The sequence below is a fragment of the Streptomyces albidus (ex Kaewkla and Franco 2022) genome (assembly GCF_013870515.1).
Taxonomy (GTDB): Bacteria; Actinomycetota; Actinomycetes; order Streptomycetales; family Streptomycetaceae; genus Streptomyces; species Streptomyces albidus.
On sequence record NZ_JACBXA010000130.1, the window covers coordinates 1 to 16467 of the forward strand.

The window sequence follows — 16467 nt, forward strand, 5'->3', positions numbered from 1 at the left end:
GTCGAGCCGTTCCCGCACCCACGTCTCCACGTCGCTGACGTGACGGCTCGCCGCGGCGAAGGCGCCGAGGCTGTCCCGTGCGCGCAGGGCGCTGTAGATGTCCATGTGCTGCTGGTGCGTCCAGGCGAGCACGTCGGACTTGATCAGGGCGCGCCAGACGCGGGCCCTGGCGGTGCGGTTGCTCACCGAGGAGACCAGGGACTCCAGGGTGCGGTTGCCCGACGCGGCGACGATGTCGGCGTGGAAGGCGAGGTCCTCGCGGACCAGTTCACCCGGCTCCTGCAGGGTGCGCATCCTCTCGATGCGCTCCAGCAGCCCGTCGAGCGCGGCGTCGTCGATGCGGGTCGCAGCGAGCGCCGTGGCACCGGGCTCCAGCACCTTGCGGCACTCGAGGATCTCGTCCAGGCCGGTGTCCTGTGCGAGGTCGAGAAAGCTGCCGATCGCGCTCAGCAGCCGCTCGGGACGCAGATCGGTGACGAAGGTCCCGTCACCGCGCCGCACCTCCAGGACCCCGGCCATCGCGAGCGCCCGTACGGCCTCGCGCAGGGACGGACGGGACAGTTCCAGCTCGCCCGCGAGCACCGCTTCGGACGGCAGCCTGTGCCCGGGAGCGAACTCCCCCGTCTCGATGCGCCTCTTCAGACGGCTGATCGCCACGTCGACGACGCTGCCCGCGCTGCCCACACCGCCGGGGCCGCCGCCGAAGCCTTCACCGTCACTGTTGGTCGGCATGCGGTCAGGATGTCACCCCGTCGGACCCGCTCCACACGGGGCCGTCGGGGTAGCGGTGGGCCTCCAGGGTCTCCCGGCGGATCTGTGCGCTGTAGCCGGGGGCCTCGGGCACCAGGTAGCGCGATCCGCGGACCCGGACCGGGTCGTGGAAGTGCTCGTGCAGGTGGTCCACGTACTCGACGACGCGGTTCTCCATGGAGCCGCTGACCGCCACGTAGTCGAACACCGAGAGGTGCTGCACCAGTTCGCACAGGCCGACGCCGCCGGCGTGCGGGCAGACCGGCACGTCGTGGGCGGCGGCCAGCAGCAGCGTGGCGACGGCCTCGTTGACGCCCCCGAGCCGGCAGGCGTCGATCTGGCAGATGCCGATGGCCTCGGCCTGGAGGAACTGCTTGAACATCACGGCGTTGTGGGCGTGTTCGCCGGTGGCCACGCGGGTGGGCCCGATGCGCTTGGCGATGGCCGCGTGCCCGAGCACGTCGTCGGGGCTCGTGGGCTCCTCGAACCACCAGATGTCGAACTCCTTGAGCGCCTCGGCCCACTCGATGGCCTCGGCGACTCCGAGCGTCTGGTTCGCGTCGATCATGAGACGCCGGTCCGGGCCGAGGATCTCGCGGGCGATGCGGCAGCGGCGTATGTCGTCGGCGATGTCCGCGCCGACCTTCAGCTTGACGGAGTCCCAGCCCTCATCGACGGCCTCGCGGCACAGGCGTGCCAGCTTCTCGTCGTCGTAGCCGAGCCAGCCGGCGCTGGTGGTGTAGGCGGGGTAGCCGTGCTCGCGCACGTACGCCTCACGCTCGGCGCGGCCCGCGGCGCGTGACTCCAGCAGCTCCAGGGCGGCCTCGGGGGTGAGCGCGTCCTTCAGATAGCGCCAGTCGACGAGGTCGACGATCTGGCGCGGGGTCATGTCGGCGAGCAGCTTCCAGACGGGCTTTCCGGCGGTCTTGGCGGCCAGGTCCCAGCCGGCGTTGACCACCGCGGCCGTGCCGAGGTGGATCGCTCCCTTGTCGGGACCGAGCCAGCGCAGCTGGCTGTCGCCGAGGAGGTGGCGCGAGAAGCCGCCCAGGTCGTTGACGATCTCGTCGACCGAGAGGCCCACGGCGCGCTCGCCGACGGCCAGGGCCGCCTGGGCGGCCAGGTCGTTCCCGCGTCCGATGGTGAAGGTGAAGCCGTGGCCCTCGGGCGCCTGCGCACCCGGCTCGCCGCCGCCGACGTGCAGCACCACGTACGCGGCGGAGTAGTCCGGCGCTTCGTTCATCGCGTCGGAACCGTCGAGGGCGCGCGAGGTCGGGAACCGGACGTCGATCGTCTCGACGTCGACGATGCGGGCGGTCATCGGCACTCACTCCTGTCGTGTGCGGAATGCATCGGGAAGGCGCTGCGGGAGCAGCCGGCAGAGAGCTGGACGCGACTCTCCGAGGCGGAGTCTCCCGAGCATGCCGAGGCGAGGCTCGGGGGAACCCCGACCTCAAGATGTCAGATGTCTCGCCCGAGCGCCAGATGTTGCGCCGGGATGACCCGCAGGTGAATCACTCATTGCCCAGCCCTTGTCAGCAAGGACCACGACAGTTACGTTCCAGCGGTCAGATGTCTCTGGGACTTCCCCGTCCCAGTCTCCCCACCCCGCTCCTCGCTCCCGAGGTCCCCTGGGAGGTTCGATGAACGCGGTCGCCACCGCGGAGGGCGTACGCCGGAAAGTCTCCCGGCGTCTGCTGCCCCCACTCTTCGTGATGTTCGTGCTCAGCTTCCTCGACCGTACGAACGTCGCCCTCGTCAAGTCACATCTCGCCACCGACGCGGGCATCGACGCCGCCGCCTTCGGTCTGGGCGCCGGCATCTTCTTCGTCGGATACGCCGTGCTCGGCGTGCCCTCGAACCTCGTGCTGCACCGCTTCGGCGCCCGCCGCTGGCTGGCCCTGCTGATGCTCGTGTGGGGCGTGCTCTCGTGCGCGATGGGCCTGGTCGACAGCCCCGCCACCTTCTACACGCTCCGCTTCCTGCTGGGTGCGGCGGAGGCGGGCTTCTTCCCCGGCGTCATCCTCTACATCACCTACTGGTTCCCGGCCGAGGACCGAGGAAAAGCCACCGGGATGTTCCAGTCCGCCGTCGCGTTCGCCAGCATCATCGGCAACCCCGTCGGCGGTTACCTCCTCGGACTGCACGGTCTGTGGGGGCTGGAGGGCTGGAAGTGGATGTTCATCCTGGAGGGCGCACCCACCGTCGTGGTCGCCCTCGCCGTGCCCTGGCTGCTCACCGACCGTCCCGAACAGGCAGGTTGGCTCACGCCCGGCGAGAGGAAGCTGCTGGCCGACCGCATCGCGGCGGACCTGCCCGACGAGAAGACGAAGGTGCCGCCACGGATCAGCCGGATCATCAGCGACAGCAAGGTGCTCCGGCTGATGTTCGTCTACTTCGCCATCCAGATCGGCGTGTACGGGGTGACTTTCTGGCTGCCCGCTCTTGTCGGCCGCATCGATGGCCTCGACGATGTCGGGATCGGCTTCGTCTCGGCGCTGCCCTGGGTGTTCGCCCTGCTCGGGGTGCTCGTCCTGCCGTGGATCTCGGACCGTACCGGCGACAGGCGCGGACCACTGCTCCTCGCGATGGTGCTGACGGTCGTGGGCCTGGCAGGCGGAGTCCTGCTGCCGCCCGTCGCGGCCGTGGGGGCGCTGTGCGTCGCCGCGTTCGGCTTCCTCGGTGCGCAGCCGGTGTTCTGGACGGTGCCGCCGACGATTCTCTCCGGCGCGCAGATGGCCGGGACGATCGCCCTGATCTCCGGGTTCGGGAACCTCGGCGGCTTCCTCGGCCCGTACCTGATGGGCGGCATCGAGAAGAGCACGGGGTCGGGCGCGAACGGCCTGTACGCCATCGCCGTCATCGTGGCCGCCGGCGCACTGGTCGCAACGGGGTTCCGCTGGGCCGGCACGCAGCGGCGGTCGGTCGCAGCGGGAGCAACAGGAGCAGCGGGAGCAGGACAAGCCAAGGAGAGGAGCAACGATGACACGCATCATGCGCTTCGCTGACGACAGCGGCGCCGTCCGTACCGGGTTGGCCGACGGGACGGGAGCGATACGCGCCTTCGCCGGCGCACCGCGAGTGGCCGACCTGCTGCGGCTGTCGGCTGGGGAGCTGCGCTCCCTGGTCGAGAGCACGGCCGAGAGCCCGCCCGTATTCGACGAGAAGGACGTGGTGGCGCTTCCGCCGCTCGACGGTCTGATGGAGCTTTGGGCCGCGGGCGTCACCTACGAGCGCTCACGTGAGGCCAGGGTCGCCGAGAGCACCGAACAGTCCATCTACGAGCGGGTGTACGACGCGGAGCGTCCCGAACTCTTCTTCAAGGCCCAGCCCTGGCGGGTGGTCACCGAGGGCGAGCCGATCGCCGTACGGGACGACTCCGAGCTGAACGTGCCGGAGCCCGAGCTGGGACTCGTCCTCAACCGGCAGGGCGAGACCGTGGGTTACGTGGTCACCGACGACGTCAGCTCCCGCTCGATCGAGGGCGAGAACCCGCTCTACCTCCCCCAGGCCAAGGTCTACGGCGGGAGCGCCGCGGTCTCCCCCGGCATCGTCCCCGCGTGGGAGATCGCCGACGCCTCCTCGCTGGCCATCCGGCTGGTCGTACGCCGGGGCGGTGCCGTCGCCTTCGAGGGCGAGACGTCCACCGCGGCCTTCCACCGCGACCCGCAGGGCCTGGCCGAACACCTCTGGCACGCCCAGCCGTTCCCCGACGGCGCCGTCCTGTGCACGGGGACCGGAATCGTGCCCGAGATGGACTTCACGCTCAGCGGCGGGGACACCGTCGAGATCACCGTCGAGGGTGTGGGAGTCCTGACCAATCCGGTGCTGGGCGACCAGGCGGAGCTGGACTGGCTCGTCGAGGCCGTCGACCGGCCGCTGATCCGCCGCGACCGGCGCGGCGCCGCAGGGTCCTGACGTGAGGCGCCCCGGCCCATCGCCGGGCCGGGGCGCCTGAGCCCGGTCGAGGGAGCCGACGCGCCCCCCGCTCGCCCCGTGTCGGCGGTGCGATCTCAGCGAGGGCCGCGACGTGGGTGAAGTCGGGCACGCCGGTGGCGCCGGTGATACGAGACGGCGACCGCCGCGAGCAGAGGCCCCCAGGCGACGGCGGGCAGATAGAGCACTCCCACGAGTGCACCGCCCGTGGCGGTCATGTCGTCGTGGGGTACGTGCCACCACAGCAGCATGGGCGTCCAGACAGCCGTCAGCGCGGCGGCCCCCGCATACGCGGGCACCAGGGCCGCCGTCGGCCGCACGGTCCGTCCGCCCAGGAAAGGCACCCAGCCCGGCACTTCCTCGCTCCAGGGCCGCACGAGGCCCAGCGTGAGCAGGGCGAGGAGCTCGCTGACGACGCTGAGGGCGATCACGTACGCGGTGCCCGCAGCGTTCATCCTCAGATCCGCGTAGCCCTGCTCGGTGTATCCGGCGTGGAACCCGAAGGCGAGGGCGAACCGCCACAGTCCGCTGGGCAGGGTGACGAGTGCCGCCGCGTGGGCGGCCCGTACCGCCCAGCGAGGCGGCGGGGCGCGAACCAAGGCCGGGGCGGAGCTCAGGGGAGGAACGGTGGTGCGTGGCGGGGCCTGCTCGGATGTCGTCATGCTCCTCATCCTGCTGAGCGGCGAACGGCCCGTCGTCGCCCGCCGGAACCGGCCTGCTCCCCCGTTGGGCGGGCCGGTCCCGGGCCGACTCCTTCCGGCGAAGGAGTACGGGCGGCGGACCCGTCGCGAACGCGCGAAGGGCACGGCCGGAGCCGTGCCCTTCGTGCGCCCCCACGCGGATCAGTTCTGCGGCTCCAGCTTCTCCACGTCCTTCGGGTCCTTGGGAAGCTTCGCCGGAGCGTCGGCGACCTTGGTGTAGACGTCGGTGGCGCCGCCGTTCCACGTCACCTTCATGGACTTGGCCTTGAGCTCGCCGACGGTCCCGTTGGTGCGGTCCTCGCCCGTGCCGTTCGGGCACTTGAGGACGAGCGACTTCTCCCCCGCGTCCATGACGCGGCCGGTGCAGTTCGTCTCCTCCCGGAGCAGCGTGACCGCGTCCCCGGCGATCGTCAGCACGAACTGCTTGCCCTTTGCCTTCCAGAAACCGGCCAGCTTCACGGGCTTGCCCTCGGCCGGCTTGCCGCCTCCGTCGCCCCCGTCGTCCGCGGGCGTCGAGGCGTCGGGCTTCCCGGCCCCCTCGTCGTCCGCCGGGGCCGAGGACTTCGGCTTCCCGGCCCCGTCGTCGCTCTTGCCGCCCTTGTCCTCGCTGCTTCCGCAACCGCTCACCAGCAGCGCGGTGGCCGCGATCGCGGCCACCGCCCCCGCCATCCGTGCTGACGTGCGCACGCGTACTCCTTCATCGAGTCGAATGCCCCACCCGGTCGACTAGCAGGGGCACGTCAAATTAGCAGCAGCACGTACGCCCCCGGGCGGGGTACGGCGATGTCACGCGCACAACACGCCTCTGCCCGGCGCCCCCTGACGGGGTGCCGGGCAGCGGCGCGAGGTCGGGCCTCTGTGTCGACGAGCCTGAGGGTCAGCGGACGAAGACGCCCGCCTGGCTCGCCAGGTCGAGGAAGTACTGCGGGGCCACGCCGAGTACGACCGTCACCAGGACGCCGATCGTGATGGCCGAGGTCGTCCACACGCTGGGCACTGCCACCGTCGGACCGTCCGCGCGCGGCTCGCTGAAGAACATCAGCACGATGACGCGGATGTAGAAGAACGCCGCGATGGCCGAGGCGATGACACCGACGACGACCAGCGCACCCGCGCCGCCCTCCGCCGCCGCCTTGAACACGGCGAACTTGCCCGAGAACCCGGAGGTCAGCGGAATACCCGCGAAGGCCAGCAGGAAGATGGCGAAGACTCCGGCCAGCAGCGGTGAACGACGGCCCAGACCGGCCCACTTGGACAGGTGCGTGGCCTCGCCTCCCGCGTCCCTCACCAGCGTGACGACCGCGAAGGCGCCCAGCGTGACGAACGAGTAGGCGCCCAGGTAGAAGAGCACCGAGGAGACGCCGTCCCGCGAGGTCGCGATGACACCCGCGAGCAGGAAGCCCGCGTGGGCGATGGAGGAGTAGGCCAGCAGCCGCTTGATGTCGGTCTGCGTGATGGCCACGACCGCACCGGCGAGCATCGTGAGGATCGCGACGCCCCACATCACCGGACGCCAGTCCCAGCGCAGACCCGGCAGCACCACGTACAGCAGGCGCAGCAGCGCGCCGAACGCGGCGACCTTCGTCGCGGCGGCCATGAAGCCGGTGACCGGCGTGGGTGCGCCCTGGTAGACGTCCGGCGTCCACATGTGGAACGGCACGGCGCCGACCTTGAAGAGCAGACCCATGATCACCATCGCGCCGCCGATGAGCAGCAGAGCGTCGGAGCCGGTGGTCTCGGCGAGCACGGTGCTCGTGGCCCGGTCGGCGTTGGCGACGACGCGGGCGATGCCCGAGTAGCCGAAGGTGCCGGCGTAGCCGTAGAGCAGTGCGGCGCCGAAGAGCAGGAACGCCGAGGAGAAGGCGCCGAGCAGGAAGTACTTGACCGCCGCCTCCTGCGAGAGGAGCCTGCGCCGCCGCGCCAGGGCGCACAGCAGGTACAGCGGCAGGGAGAAGACCTCCAGCGCGATGAACAGCGTCAGCAGGTCGTTCGCCGCAGGGAAGATCAGCATGCCGCCCACCGCGAAGAGCAGCAGCGGGTAGACCTCGGTGGTCGTCCAGCCGGCCTTGGTCGCCTCCCGCTCGCCCTCACCGCCGGGTACGGAGGCGGGCTGTGCGGCGAAGGAGTCGACAAGCGACCGGGCCGCGTGTGCGCGGGGTTCGAGCCTGCGCTCCGCGAAGACGAAGACCGAGACGAGCCCGACCAGCAGGATGGTGCCCTGCAGGAAGAGCGCCGGACCGTCGACGGCGATCGCCCCCATGCCCGCGACGGCCGCCTTGCTGGAGCCGTGCCCGGTCAGGGCGAGTGCGAGGACGGCCGCGAAGGCGCTCGTGAGGCCCAGTGCTGAGAGCACCAACTGCGCGCCGTAGCGCAGCTTCCGGGGCAGGAACGCCTCCAGAACGATGCCGATGACGGCCGCTCCCAGGACGATGATCGTCGGGGAGAGCTGGCCGTACTCGATCTTCGGGGCCTGGAGTTCTTCCGCCCCCAGTGTCCACAGGCTGGGGACAGCCCCTGCCGTTGCCACCGCGCTCACTTGTGGTCACCTCCGGCGTGGTCGTCCACCGGCTTGTAGTCGAACCAGCGCTTGTCGGCAACTGGATGGTCTGGCTTGGGATCCTTCTTCTGCACGTCCGACATCGTGTGCTCCACAGCGGGGTTGACGATGTCCGTCAGCGACTTCGGGTACACCCCGAAGAAGATCAGCAGGGCGATCAGCGGGGCCACCACGGCCAGTTCGCGTACGCGCAGGTCCGGGATGGCCCGTACCTCCGGCTTCTCCACCGGCCCGGTCATCGTCCGCTGGTACATCAGCAGCACGTACAGAGCGGCCAGCACGATGCCCGACGTCGCCACGATGCCCGCGACGGGGTAACGGCTGAACGTGCCCACCAGCACGAGGAATTCGCTGATGAACGGCGCGAGCCCCGGCAGTGAGAGCGTCGCGAGACCGCCGATGAGGAAGGTCCCGGCGAGTACCGGCGCGACCTTCTGCACCCCGCCGTAGTCCGCGATGAGACGCGAGCCGCGACGGCTGATGAGGAAGCCCGCGACGAGCATCAGCGCCGCGGTCGAGACGCCGTGGAAGACCATGTAGAGCGTCGCGCCGCTCTGGCCCTGGCTGGTCATCGCGAAGATGCCCAGGATGATGAACCCGAAGTGCGAGATGGACGCGTAGGCGATCAGCCGCTTCATGTCGCGCTGGCCGACGGCCAGCAGCGCACCGTAGAGGATGCTCACCAGCGCCAGGGCGATGACCACCGGCGTCGCCCACTCGCTCGCCTCGGGGAAGAGGCCGAGGCAGAAGCGGAGCATCGCGAAGGTGCCGACCTTGTCGACGACCGCGGTGATCAGCACGGCGACCGGGGCGGTCGACTCGCCCATCGCGTTCGGCAGCCACGTGTGCAGCGGCCACAGCGGCGCCTTCACCGCGAAGGCGAAGAAGAAGCCCAGGAAGAGCAGCCGCTCGATGTTCGTGTCCAGCTGGAAGCCGCCGTCCGCCCGCGCCTCGGTGATCTGCTGGAGCGAGAAGGTGCCCTCGCCCAGCTGGTCGGAGGTGACGACGAAGAGCCCGACGACCGCGGCCAGCATGATGAGGCCGCCGACGAGGTTGTAGAGCAGGAACTTCACGGCGGCGTACGAGCGCTGCTTCGCGCCCTCTTCCTCACCGGCCGCGTGCGCACGGTCCCCGAAGCCTCCGATGAGGAAGTACATCGGGATGAGCATGGCCTCGAAGAGGATGTAGAAGAGGAAGACGTCGGTCGCGGCGAAGGAGAGGATCACCATCGCCTCGACCGCGAGCATCAGCGCGAAGAAGCCCTGGGTGGGCCGCCAGCGGCGGTTGGGCCTGGACGGCTCCACCTCGTCGGCGTCGTGCCAGGCCGCGCCGATGATGAAGGGGACCAGCAGGGCGGTGAGCGCGATCAGTACGGCCGCGATGCCGTCCACGCCCACTTCGTAGCGCACCCCGAAGTCCTTGATCCAGGGCCGCGATTCGGTGAGCTGGTAGCGGGCGCCGCCCGGGTCGAAGCGCACCAGCACGGCCACGGCGAGCGCCAGCGTCGCCGTCGAGACCGTGAGCGCGAGCCACTTGGCCGCGCTCTTCTTGGCGGCGGGCACGGCCGCGGTGGCGATCGCGCCGACCGCGGGCAGGGCGGCCGTGACCGTCAGCAGAGGAAATGACATGACTCAGACCGCCCTCATCAGCAGGGTCGCGGCGACGAGAATCGCCGCGCCGCCGAACATCGAGACCGCGTACGAGCGGACGAAACCGTTCTGGAGCCGGCGCGTCCGGCCGGAGAGGCCGCCGAACGCGGCGGCGGTGCCGTTGACCGCGCCGTCGACCACCTTGTTGTCGACGTAGACCAGCCCGCGCGTGAGGTACTCGCCGGGCAGGACCAGGGCGACGTGGTTGAGGTCGTCCTGCAGCAGGTCGCGCCTGGCGGCACGCGTGAGCAGGCTGCCGCGCGGCGCCTCGGCAGGCACGGGCCTGCGCCCGTACTGCAGCCAGGCCGCACCGACACCGATCAGCATGGTGACGACCGTCGCGCCGGTGACGACCGGTGCCGAGAGCGGCGAATGGCCGTGCTCGAACTGCGTGACCGGCTCCAGCCAGTGGACGAACGACTCGCCGATCTTGAACAGGCCGCCCGCGAAGACCGAACCGAAGGCCAGCACGATCATCGGGATCGTCATCGACTTCGGCGACTCGTGCGGGTGCGGCTCGTTCGCCTGACCGCGCCAGCGCTCCTCGCCGAAGAACGTCATCAGCATCACGCGCGTCATGTAGTACGCGGTGATCGCGGCGCCCAGCAGCGTGACGGCGCCGAGGATCCAGCCCTGCGTGCCGCCCTTGGCGAACGCCGCCTCGATGATCTGGTCCTTGGAGAAGAAGCCCGAGAGGCCGGGGAAGCCGATGATGGCGAGATAGCCGAGCCCGAACGTGACGAAGGTGACCGGCATGTACTTGCGGAGACCGCCGTACCTTCGCATGTCGACCTCGTCGTTCATGCCGTGCATCACGCTGCCCGCGCCGAGGAAGAGCCCCGCCTTGAAGAAGCCGTGCGTGACCAGGTGCATGATCGCGAAGGCGTACCCGATCGGGCCGAGGCCCGCGGCGAGCACCATGTAGCCGATCTGCGACATCGTCGAGCCCGCCAGGGCCTTCTTGATGTCGTCCTTCGCGCAACCGACGATCGCACCGTAGAGGAGCGTGACCGCGCCGACGACGACCACCACTGTCTGCGCGTCCGGCGCCGCGTTGAAGATCGCGCCGGAGCGTGTGATGAGGTAGACGCCCGCGGTCACCATCGTCGCGGCGTGGATGAGGGCGGAGACCGGGGTCGGGCCCTCCATCGCGTCGCCGAGCCAGGACTGCAGCGGCACCTGTGCGGACTTGCCGCAGGCGGCGAGGAGCAGCATCAGACCGATCGCCGTCAGCTTGCCCTCGCCCGCCTCGGTGGCGTTGCTCAGCACGGGTGCGAAGGCGAAGCTGCCGAAGGTGGTGAACATCAGGAAGATGGCGATGGCCAGGCCCGCGTCACCGACGCGGTTGACCAGGAACGCCTTCTTCGCCGCCACCGCCGCGCTCGGCTTGTGCTGCCAGAAGCCGATGAGCAGGTACGAGGCGAGGCCCACACCCTCCCAGCCGACGTACAGCAGCAGGTAGTTGTCGGCCAGGACGAGCAGCAGCATCGCCGCGAGGAAGAGGTTCAGGTAGCCGAAGAAGCGGCGGCGCCGCTCGTCGTGCTCCATGTAGCCGACCGAGTAGATGTGGATCAGTGTGCCCACACCCGTGATCAGCAGCACGAACGTCATGGCCAGCTGGTCGAGCTGGAAGGCGACGTCCGCCTGGAAGCTCTCCACCGGCACCCAGCTGAACAGGTGCTGGTGCAGGGCGCGTTCGTCGGCGGACTTGCCGAGCATGTCGAAGAAGAGGACCGCGCCGAGAACGAACGAGGCGCCGGCGAGCACCACGCCCAGCCAATGCCCCGTCTTCTCAAGGCGCTTGCCGCCGCACAGCAGCACCGCCGCGCCCAGCAGCGGGAAGCCGACGAGCAGTCCGATCAATGACTCCACTGGTTCGTACCCCTTACAGCTTCATCAGGCTGGCGTCGTCGACCGAGGCCGAGTGCCGGGAGCGGTACAGCATCACGATGATCGCCAGCCCGACCACGACCTCGGCCGCGGCGACGACCATGACGAAGAACGCCATGATCTGACCGTCGAGATTGCCGTGGATGCGGGAGAAGGCGACCAGGGTCAGGTTGGCCGCGTTCAGCATCAGTTCGACGCACATGAACACCACGATCGCGTTCCGCCTGATCAGCACTCCGACGGCGCCGATGGTGAACAGCAGGGCCGCGAGATAGACGTAGTTGACGGGGCTCACTTGGTGGCCTCCTCTTCCCGGGCGTCCTGCCGGGCCTCACGGGCTTCGCGTCCGCTTCCGCGTCCCTCGTCGTCCGCGTCGTCGACGTCACGGTCCGGGTCGTGCGGTTCGCCGTACATCCGGCCGTGCTCGGTCTGCCCATGGCTGTCGGCGGTGCGCTGTTCCAGCACGGCCACGCGGTGCAGCGCCTCGGGGCCCACCTCGCGGACCTGGCCGCGGCTGAGCAGGGTGGCGCTGACGGTCAGGTCGGACGGGGTGCCGTCCGGCAGCAGGCCGGGACGGTCGACGGCGTTGTGGCGCGCGTACACGCCGGGCGCCGGGAGCGGCGGCAGGTGCTTGTTGGCGCGGACCCGCTCCTCGGCCTGCTCACGCTGCGACTTGGACTTCTCGATGCGCTCGCGGTGCGTCAGCAGCGTCGCGCCGACGGCGGCGACGGTCAGCAGCGCGCCCACGACCTCGAAGGCCACGACGTACTTGGTGAACAGCTGCGAGGCCAGCGCCGGAACGTTCCCGTCGGCGTTGGCGGCGCCGAGTCCGGTGAAGGAGGTGATCGACGCCTGGCCGAGGCCGGAGATGAGCAGGGCGCCCAGTCCGAGGCCGCAGGCCAGCGCGAGCCAACGCTGGCCCTTCAGCGTCTCCTTGAGCGAGTCGGCGGCGCTCACGCCCACCAGCATCAGCACGAAGAGGAAGAGCATCATGACCGCGCCGGTGTAGACGACGATCTGCACGATGCCCAGGAAGTACGCGCCGTTGGCGAGGTAGAAGAGCGCCAGGATGACCATCGTGCCCGCGAGGCACAGCGCCGAATGCACGGCCTTGCGGAGCAGTACGGTGCCCAGCGCTCCGATCACGGCGATCGTGCCGAGCACCCAGAAGCTGGCCGCCTCAGCCGCGGAGGTGGAGTTGACCGCGAGGTTGAGGGCGTCCATGGAGGACGACGACGCCTCGGAGGCGGAGAACATCGTCACCGTCCCTCCTTCGAGTCGTTGCCGGAGCGGTTGCCCTCGGCCCTGACGGCCGAGCCCATCGCGCCGGTGTCCTCATCGGCGGCGTCGCGCGAGGAGGGGTCGACGCCGTCGGCGTGGGAGGCGGGAGCATCGGTGACCACCGGCTGCGCGGCCGGCTCCGCCGATCCGAAAGTGCCGGCCGACTCCTGCGGGTCCCCGGTGTCGGTGACGGTCTGGATGTCCGTACCGGCGGCGGCCTCGGTGACCAGCCCGCGGTAGTAGTCCTTCTCCGTCATGCCGGGGAAGATCGCGTGCGGCGAGTCGACCATGCCCTCTTCCAGACCCGCGAGCAGCTCCTTCTTGGTGTAGATGAGCGATTCGCGGGAGGAGTCGGCGAGTTCGTACTCGTTCGTCATCGTCAGGGCCCGCGTCGGGCACGCCTCAACGCACAGGCCGCACAGGATGCAGCGCAGATAGTTGATCTGGTAGACGCGGCCGTAACGCTCACCCGGCGAGTAGCGCTCCTCGTCGGTGTTGTCCGCGCCCTCGACGTAGATGGCGTCCGCCGGGCAGGCCCAGGCGCACAGTTCGCAGCCGATGCACTTCTCGAGCCCGTCGGGGTGCCGGTTGAGCTGGTGACGGCCGTGGAAGCGCGGTGCCGTCGGCTTCTTGTACTCGGGGTACTGCTCGGTCAGCCGCTTCTTGAACATGTCCTTGAAGGTCAGTCCGAAGCCGGCCACGGGATTCTCAGGCACCGTCGGCCTCCTTTCCGTCCTTGTTCTCCGCGGCTTCACCGCTGGACTCCCCCGTACCGCCGGCCCCGACCAGGGCGTGGTCCTGGCGCGAGCGGCGGCGTGGCACGGGGGGCAGGCTCTGTCCGGGGAGCGGCGGTACGGGATAGCCGCCCGCCATCGGGTCGAAGACCTCGTCGGCGGCCTCGGCCTTGGCCGCTTCCTCCTCCGCCTCTTCCTTGCGTCCCCGGAAGATGTCGATGACGAAGGAGACCAGCAGGATCGCGAGGGCGGCCCCGGCGATCCAGTAGACGATGCCCGCGAAGTCGTAGCCCTCGTTGCGCATCGCCCGCACCGTGGCGACCAGCATCAGCCACACCAGCGAGATCGGGATGAGGACCTTCCAGCCCAGCTTCATGAACTGGTCGTAGCGGACACGCGGGAGAGTGCCGCGGATCCACACGAAGAAGAAGATCAGGGCGCACACCTTGAGGAAGAACCACAGCATCGGCCACCAGCCGTGGTTGGCGCCCTCCCAGTACGTGGAGATCGGCGCCGGCGCCCTCCAGCCGCCCAGGAAGAGGGTGGTCGCGAGGGCGGAGAGCGTCACGATGTGCACGTACTCGGCGAGCATGAACAGCGCGAACTTGATCGAGCTGTACTCGGTCTGGTAGCCCGCGACCAGGTCGCCCTCGGACTCCGGCATGTCGAAGGGCGCGCGGTGCGCCTCGCCGACCATCGAGACCATGTAGATCAGGAACGACACCGGCAGCAGCGCGGCGAACCACGTGTCCTGCTGCGCGTCGACGATCGCCGAGGTCGACATGGAACCGGAGTAGAGGAAGACCGCGGCGAAGCTGAGGCCCATCGCGATCTCGTAGCTGATGATCTGCGCCGTGGCGCGGACGGCACCGAGCAGCGGGTAGGTCGAGTTGGACGACCAGCCCGCCAGCACCACGCCGTACGCCGAGATGGACGCGGTGGCGAGGATGTAGAGCGCCGCCACGGGAAGGTCGGTGAGCTGCATCGCGGTACGGGTCCCGAAGATGGAGACCTCGTTGCCGGGCGGCCCGAACGGGATGACCGCGATGGCCATGAAGGCCGGGATCGCCCCGAGGATCGGCGCCAGCAGGTACACGAACTTGTCGGCGCCCTTGACGACGACGTCTTCCTTCAGCATCAGCTTCACGCCGTCGGCCAGCGACTGGAGCATGCCCCAGGGACCGTGGCGGTTCGGGCCGATGCGCAGCTGCATCCAGCCGACGACCTTGCGCTCCATGACGATGGAGATCAGCACGGTCACCATCAGGAAGGCGAAGCAGAAGACCGCCTTGAGGGCGATCAGCCAGAACGGGTCGTGGCCGAACACGGACAGGTCTTCCTCGGCGAGGAAGCTGGGGGTGCCGCCCACGCCGAAGGCAGTGGGCGACTGCTGAACGTCTCCGAGCGCGCTCACGCGCCCACCTCCTCCTGTGCAGCACCGTCGCGTGAGCCGGCTGCCGCCGAGATCCGTACGAGCTCACCGGGGAGCGCGCCCGTGTCCGCCTGGACGCCGCCACCGACCGAGTTCAGCGGGACCCACACCACTCGGTCCGGCATCTGCGTGATCTGGAGCGGGAGTTGGACGTTGCCGAGTGGGCCGGAGACCGACACCAATTCGCCTTCGGCCACGCCGGCCTCGGCCGCCGTGGCACGGGAAAGCCGTGCGACGACCGGGTGCCGGGTGCCTGCGAGCGCCTCGTCACCGTCCTGGAGACGGCCCTGGTCGAGCAGCATCCGGTGCCCGGCGAGAACCGCCTCGCCCTTGCCGGCCTGCGGCGTCGATGCCGCGCCGCCAGGAGTGCGGGAGTCCGCTGCGAAGGTGTCCTCGGAGCGGTCGGGCTCCCACTGGCCGAGCCTGTCGATCTCGGAGCGGATGGTGCGCACGTCCGGCAGCCCGAGGTGCGCGTCCAGAGCGTCCGCGAGCATGTGCAGGACCCGCGCGTCCGGCTGTACGTGGCGCCGGGTCATCTGGTCCGCCTTGAGCGACGCCTCGAACGGGCGCACCCGGCCTTCCCAGTTGAGGAACGTGCCGGCCTTCTCCACGACCGCGGACACCGGGAGGACCACGTCGGCCCGGTCGGTGACCTCGCTGGGACGCAGTTCGAGACTGACGACGAACCCCGCCTCGTCCAGCGCCTGCGCGGCACGCGCGGGGTCGGGGAGGTCGGCGAGTTCGACACCGCCGACGACCAGAGCGGACAGCTCGCCGTTGGCGGCGGCGTCGATGATCCCGCTCGTGTCCCGGCCGGGGGCGTCGGGCAGTTCGGCCAGGCCCCAGACCCGGGCGACCTCGTCGCGGGCGCGCGAGTCGGCGGCGGGACGCGCACCGGGCAGCAGCGTCGGCAGCGCACCGGTCTCGATGGCCCCGCGCTCACCCGCCCGGCGCGGAATCCACACCAGACGTGCTCCGGTGGCGGTGCTCGTACGCACCGCGGCGGTCAGCGCGCCGGGAACCCCGGCCAGCCGCTCGCCGACCACGATGACGGCGCCTTCCGCGCGCAGCGCGTCCGCAGCCGCTTCACCGGACTCGTCGAGGCCGACCCGGCCGGACAGTGCGTCCAGCCACTCGGTCTCGGTACCGGGTGCGGCGGGGAGCAGCGTGCCGCCCGCCTTCTTCAGACCGCGTGTGGCGTGCGAGGCGAGGGAGAAGGTGCGCTGGCCGTGCGTACGCATGGCCTTGCGCAGCCGCAGGAAGACGCCGGGCGCCTCCTCCTCGGCCTCGAAACCGACGAGCAGCACGGCCGGCGCGGACTCCAGGACGCTGTAGGTGACGCCTCCAGCTCCCCCACGGCCTTCGGCGCGGGTGCCGCCGAGGTCCACGCCGCGTCCCGCCACGTGCTCGGCGAGGAAGCGGGCCTCCTCGCCGGAGTGCACGCGCGCACGGAAGTCGATGTCGTTGGTGCCCAGCGCCACGCGGGCGAACTTCGCGTACGCGTAGGCGTCCTCGACGCTGACGCGTCCACCGGTCAGCA

Annotated in this window: 14 protein-coding genes; 2 read left to right on the forward strand and 12 right to left on the reverse strand. The window is 70.1% G+C overall.

The window, feature by feature from the left end; all coding sequences use genetic code 11:
* Together H5J26_RS18850 and H5J26_RS18855 are read right to left on the reverse strand one after the other, a co-directional pair.
* Positions 1 to 732 (reverse strand): FadR/GntR family transcriptional regulator (locus H5J26_RS18850; protein WP_181767069.1); only part of this gene is annotated, 732 nt, incomplete at its 3' end.
* A gap of 4 nt (positions 733 to 736) precedes the next feature.
* The gene (locus H5J26_RS18855) at positions 737 to 2068 is read right to left on the reverse strand and encodes an enolase C-terminal domain-like protein (protein WP_181767070.1); all 1332 of its coding nucleotides are present in this window, start codon (positions 2066 to 2068) and stop codon (positions 737 to 739) included.
* 322 nt (positions 2069 to 2390) lie between these two features.
* Here H5J26_RS18855 and H5J26_RS18860 point away from each other — a divergent pair, with 322 nt between their 5' ends.
* Together H5J26_RS18860 and H5J26_RS18865 are read left to right on the forward strand one after the other, a co-directional pair.
* Positions 2391 to 3755 (forward strand): MFS transporter, encoded by a 1365-nt coding sequence (locus H5J26_RS18860; RefSeq protein ID WP_181767071.1) that lies wholly within the window; start codon positions 2391 to 2393, stop codon positions 3753 to 3755.
* The gene (locus H5J26_RS18865; protein WP_181767072.1) at positions 3730 to 4665 is read left to right on the forward strand and encodes a fumarylacetoacetate hydrolase family protein; all 936 of its coding nucleotides are present in this window, start codon (positions 3730 to 3732) and stop codon (positions 4663 to 4665) included. The genes H5J26_RS18860 and H5J26_RS18865 overlap by 26 nt, the downstream gene beginning before the upstream one ends.
* A gap of 95 nt (positions 4666 to 4760) precedes the next feature.
* Here the strand turns inward: H5J26_RS18865 and H5J26_RS18870 are convergent, their stop codons facing one another.
* From H5J26_RS18870 to H5J26_RS18915, 10 genes are all read right to left on the reverse strand, one after another.
* On the reverse strand, positions 4761 to 5345 hold the full coding sequence (locus H5J26_RS18870; protein WP_235980818.1) for a hypothetical protein: 585 nt from the start codon (positions 5343 to 5345) through the stop codon (positions 4761 to 4763).
* 180 nt (positions 5346 to 5525) lie between these two features.
* Positions 5526 to 6071: a hypothetical protein gene (locus H5J26_RS18875; RefSeq protein WP_181767073.1), complete on the reverse strand. Its 546-nt coding sequence runs from the start codon at positions 6069 to 6071 to the stop codon at positions 5526 to 5528.
* A gap of 190 nt (positions 6072 to 6261) precedes the next feature.
* Positions 6262 to 7911, reverse strand: coding sequence for an NADH-quinone oxidoreductase subunit NuoN (nuoN, locus tag H5J26_RS18880; protein WP_181767079.1), 1650 nt, complete (start codon positions 7909 to 7911; stop codon positions 6262 to 6264).
* Between the two features lie 5 nt (positions 7912 to 7916).
* Complete coding sequence (locus tag H5J26_RS18885; RefSeq protein ID WP_181767074.1) at positions 7917 to 9569, reverse strand: NADH-quinone oxidoreductase subunit M; 1653 nt, start codon at positions 9567 to 9569, stop codon at positions 7917 to 7919.
* Positions 9570 to 9572: 3 nt separating this feature from the next.
* Positions 9573 to 11462 (reverse strand): NADH-quinone oxidoreductase subunit L, encoded by a 1890-nt coding sequence (gene nuoL, locus H5J26_RS18890; RefSeq protein ID WP_181767075.1) that lies wholly within the window; start codon positions 11460 to 11462, stop codon positions 9573 to 9575.
* Positions 11463 to 11475: 13 nt separating this feature from the next.
* The gene (gene nuoK, locus H5J26_RS18895; protein ID WP_181767076.1) at positions 11476 to 11775 is read right to left on the reverse strand and encodes an NADH-quinone oxidoreductase subunit NuoK; all 300 of its coding nucleotides are present in this window, start codon (positions 11773 to 11775) and stop codon (positions 11476 to 11478) included.
* Complete coding sequence (locus H5J26_RS18900) at positions 11772 to 12704, reverse strand: NADH-quinone oxidoreductase subunit J (protein WP_181767080.1); 933 nt, start codon at positions 12702 to 12704, stop codon at positions 11772 to 11774. The genes nuoK and H5J26_RS18900 overlap by 4 nt, the downstream gene beginning before the upstream one ends.
* 35 nt (positions 12705 to 12739) lie before the next feature.
* Positions 12740 to 13432, reverse strand: coding sequence for an NADH-quinone oxidoreductase subunit NuoI (gene nuoI / locus H5J26_RS18905; protein WP_235980819.1), 693 nt, complete (start codon positions 13430 to 13432; stop codon positions 12740 to 12742).
* 37 nt (positions 13433 to 13469) lie between these two features.
* Positions 13470 to 14864: an NADH-quinone oxidoreductase subunit NuoH gene (gene nuoH, locus H5J26_RS18910; RefSeq protein ID WP_181767081.1), complete on the reverse strand. Its 1395-nt coding sequence runs from the start codon at positions 14862 to 14864 to the stop codon at positions 13470 to 13472.
* 41 nt (positions 14865 to 14905) lie between these two features.
* Positions 14906 to 16467: molybdopterin-dependent oxidoreductase (locus H5J26_RS18915; protein WP_181767077.1), on the reverse strand; the 1562-nt coding region annotated here is incomplete at its 5' end.

Bases quoted from the DNA above. Each gene is read 5' to 3' on its own strand.
- H5J26_RS18855 (WP_181767070.1), bottom strand. From the start codon at position 2,068: ATGACCGCCCGCATCGTCGACGTCGAGACGATCGACGTCCGGTTCCCG.
- H5J26_RS18860 (WP_181767071.1), top strand. From the start codon at position 2,391: ATGAACGCGGTCGCCACCGCGGAGGGCGTACGCCGGAAAGTCTCCCGG.
- H5J26_RS18865 (WP_181767072.1), top strand. From the start codon at position 3,730: ATGACACGCATCATGCGCTTCGCTGACGACAGCGGCGCCGTCCGTACC.
- H5J26_RS18870 (WP_235980818.1), bottom strand. From the start codon at position 5,345: ATGACGACATCCGAGCAGGCCCCGCCACGCACCACCGTTCCTCCCCTG.
- H5J26_RS18885 (WP_181767074.1), bottom strand. From the start codon at position 9,569: ATGTCATTTCCTCTGCTGACGGTCACGGCCGCCCTGCCCGCGGTCGGC.
- H5J26_RS18900 (WP_181767080.1), bottom strand. From the start codon at position 12,704: ATGGACGCCCTCAACCTCGCGGTCAACTCCACCTCCGCGGCTGAGGCG.
- nuoI (WP_235980819.1), bottom strand. From the start codon at position 13,432: ATGTTCAAGAAGCGGCTGACCGAGCAGTACCCCGAGTACAAGAAGCCG.